This window comes from Pseudomonas sp. VI4.1, from assembly GCF_002029345.1.
Lineage (GTDB): Bacteria > Pseudomonadota > Gammaproteobacteria > Pseudomonadales > Pseudomonadaceae > Aquipseudomonas.
On the sequence record NZ_MULM01000024.1, the window covers coordinates 1 to 3,406 of the forward strand.

The window sequence follows — 3,406 nt, forward strand, 5'->3', positions numbered from 1 at the left end:
GTGGAGAGTTTTCGGGACGATTGATGCTTTGAGGAGTTCCATGGTCGCAAGCCCCTACTGCATAAAATGGATGTTTCTGCGGTGTGTCGTTTGACCGCCTTGCGGGGCTTGCCCCGCGAAGGCGCCAGGGCGGCCGGCAGCTTAATCCCTGACAAAATCCGGTCAAGTGCTCAAATACCGCCCGATCAAGGCAATCCCGCTGGCCAGCACCAGCCAGGTCACCAGCCGCACGAACGCCTCGCGGGACAATCTCATGGTCAACCGCCGACCGATCCACAGCCCCACTGCCATGGCCGGCAACAAACACAGGGCCAATACCAACAAGGGTAGCTCGGCATACACCCCCGCGACGGCAAACAGGCTCAAGCGCACCACGGTGCTGCAACTGATCAGCGCGCTCTGGGTAGCCCGGGCGGCCTCCTTGGGCAGCCGGCTGTTCAAATAGATCGCATATAAAAAGCCGCCACTGCCAAACAACGCCCCGAACATCCCGCCCACCGTACCCATCGGCACGGCCCAGGCCGCGGATAATTGCGTCGGACGGGTTTTGACCCACAGGCTGTAAATCGCATAGGCGCTAATAAACAGCCCCATCAACAGCAGCAACACCTCGGAATGCAGGTTCAGCAGGAAAATCACCCCAAAGGTGCAGCCCACCGCCATGCAGGGCAACAAGCGCAGCAACTCGGGCCTGGCCACATCCCGCCGCGAGGGCAGCAGATTGCCAAACGCCGCGACGAAATCCAGCAGCACCAGCAGCGGCACGATCTTCGACAGGGGCATGAACAGGATCAGAATCGGCCCTGCCACCAGGGCGGTACCGAATCCGGCGATGCCGAACACGATATAGGCCAGGGCAATAGCCAGGCCGATCACCAGCCAGTCGGTGGCGCCGAAGGGCCATTGGTGCAACAGTTCAAACACGTCCATTCCCGATCTTCCTTGAGTTCAGCGCCTGACTGTATCCCTTGCTCGCGAAGGTGTGTCAGCCAGATCAGTGTCAACTGACACACCTCGCGAGCAAGCTCGCTCCTACAAAGGGATTTGCGCTGACTCATGGAGATTGTTCGCCGAATGCCTTTAAACTGCGCCCCATGATTAAAGATCCCTTTGCAAGACTCGGCCTTGACCGGGAAGTCCTGACTGTCAGCCAGCTCAACGGCCGCGCGCGGGTGTTGCTTGAAGACGTGTTCAGCAATATCTGGGTCGAAGGCGAAATCTCCAACCTCGCCCGCCCGGCGTCCGGCCATGTGTATTTCACCCTCAAGGACAGCGGCGCCCAGGTGCGGTGCGCGCTGTTCCGGCAGAACGCGGCGCGGGTGCGCCAGGCATTGAAGGACGGCCTGGCGGTCAAGGTGCGCGGCAAGGTCTCGCTGTTCGAGGGCCGCGGCGACTATCAGCTGATCCTCGATACCGTGGAGCCCGCCGGCGACGGCGCACTGCGCCTGGCCTTCGATGCACTGAAAGAAAAGCTCAGCGCCGAAGGCCTGTTCAGTGCCGAGCGCAAAGTGCCGCTGCCGGCGCATCCGCAACGCATCGGCATCATCAGTTCGCCCACGGGCGCGGTGATCCGCGACATTATCAGCGTGTTCCGCCGCCGCGCGCCGCAGGTGCAGCTGACGCTGATCCCCACCGCCGTCCAGGGGCGCGAAGCCACCGCGCAAATTGTCCGCGCGCTGAAGCTGGCGGACGCCCGTGGCTTCGATGCGCTGATCCTGGCCCGTGGCGGCGGCTCCCTGGAAGACCTCTGGTGTTTCAACGAAGAAGCCGTGGCCCGCGCCGTGGACGCTTGTGTGACGCCGATTGTCAGCGCCGTCGGCCATGAAACCGACGTGTCGATCAGCGACTTCGTGGCCGACGTTCGTGCCCCGACGCCTTCCGCTGCCGCCGAACTGCTGGCGCCGGATTCCAGCGACCTGGTGCGTCGGGTCGAGAGCCTGCATCGACGGCTGGTGATGCGTATTCGTGACCGATTGATGCGAGATCGACTGCGCCTGGAAAGCATGTCCCGCCGCCTGCGTCATCCCGGCGAACGTTTGCGCCAGCAGGCGCAGCGCCTGGACGACCTGGACATGCGCCTGCGCCGCGCGTTCGAACGCAACCTCAATACCCGTCGCGAACGCCTGATTCGTCTGGAAACCCGCCTTGCCGGGCAACATCCCGGTCGGCAGCTGGCGATGCTCCGTCAGCGCCTCGACAGCTTTGCCGAACGCCTGCCCCGGGCCATGCGCGAAGGCCTCAAGGGCCGCCGCCTGCAACTGCAAAGCCAGATGCAGACGCTGCATGTGGTCAGCCCGCTGGCGACCCTCAGCCGTGGCTACAGCATTCTGCTGGACGAGCGCGGCAACGCGATCCGCAACGCTGCGCAAACCCACACCGGCCAGCGCCTGAAAGCCAGACTGGGCGAAGGCGAACTGCAAGTGCGGGTCGAAGACAATCACCTGACGCCTGTCACCCTCTCTTTACTGGATTGATCCATGCCGCGCTTTCTCGCTCCGCTGCTGTTGCTGTGCCTGACCTTCAACGCCCACGCCGACAGTTACATCACCCGCCTGCTGAACAAACCGGTACCGGGTGGCGTGGCGGTGGTCGACCTGGGCGCCTCCACCCAGGCGCCAAAAGCCAGCTATCAGGGCAAACCGGTGCTGGTGGTCAAGGAACAGAACAATTGGCTGGCGATTGTCGGCGTGCCGTTGACGGTCAAGCCGGGCACGCAGCAAATCAGCAGCGGTAATCGCAATCTGAGTTTCACCGTTGGCAGCAAGAAATACCCGGAACAGCGCATCACCCTGAAGAACAAGCAGCAGGTCAATCCGGACCCGGAAAATCTCAAGCGCATCGAGGGCGAGTTGGCCGAGCAGATCCAGGCCTACCGCAGTTTCAGTCCGAATACGCCGAGCAACCTGTTACTGGACAAACCGGTCAACGGCCCGTTGTCGAGCAAGTTCGGTGTGCGCCGCTTCTTTAATGGCGAAGAGCGCAATCCCCATGCAGGCCTGGACTTCGCGGTGCCGGCGGGGACGCCGATCAAGACCCCGGCGGCGGGCAAGGTGATTCTGGTCGGCAATTACTTCTTTAATGGCAACACGGTGTTTGTCGATCATGGGCAGGGCTTTATCAGCATGTTCTGTCACATGTCGAAGATTGACGTGAAGGTTGGGCAGCAGTTGGCCCGTGGTGGGGTGGTCGGGAAAGTCGGGGCTACCGGGCGGGCGACCGGGCCGCATATGCACTGGAATATCAGCCTGAATGATGCGCGGGTGGATCCGGCGATCTTTATAGGTGCGTTTCAGCCTTGAGTCTTCGGTGAGGCTGACGGCCCCTTCGCTGGCAAGCCAGCTCCTACAGGGATCAGTGCTACATGGAAATCAAGTTCACCCGATCACTGTAGGAGCTGGCTTGCCAG

Annotated in this window: 3 protein-coding genes; 2 read left to right on the forward strand and 1 reads right to left on the reverse strand. The window is 62.2% G+C overall.

Annotation, left to right across the window (positions count from 1 at the left end; translation table 11 throughout):
* Nucleotides 1–162: 162 nt before the first annotated feature.
* Nucleotides 163–930, reverse strand: coding sequence for a sulfite exporter TauE/SafE family protein (locus tag BZ163_RS00270; protein ID WP_128869346.1), 768 nt, complete (start codon nucleotides 928–930; stop codon nucleotides 163–165).
* A 164-nt stretch (nucleotides 931–1,094) separates the two neighbouring features.
* Between BZ163_RS00270 and xseA the strand changes: the two genes are divergently transcribed.
* Entirely contained in the window at nucleotides 1,095–2,474 is a 1,380-nt protein-coding gene (gene xseA / locus BZ163_RS00275) for an exodeoxyribonuclease VII large subunit (RefSeq protein ID WP_128869347.1), read from the forward strand.
* A 3-nt stretch (nucleotides 2,475–2,477) separates the two neighbouring features.
* A complete protein-coding gene (locus tag BZ163_RS00280) occupies nucleotides 2,478–3,299 on the forward strand; it encodes a M23 family metallopeptidase (RefSeq protein ID WP_128869348.1) in 822 nt (273 codons plus the stop codon).
* Nucleotides 3,300–3,406 lie beyond the last annotated feature (107 nt).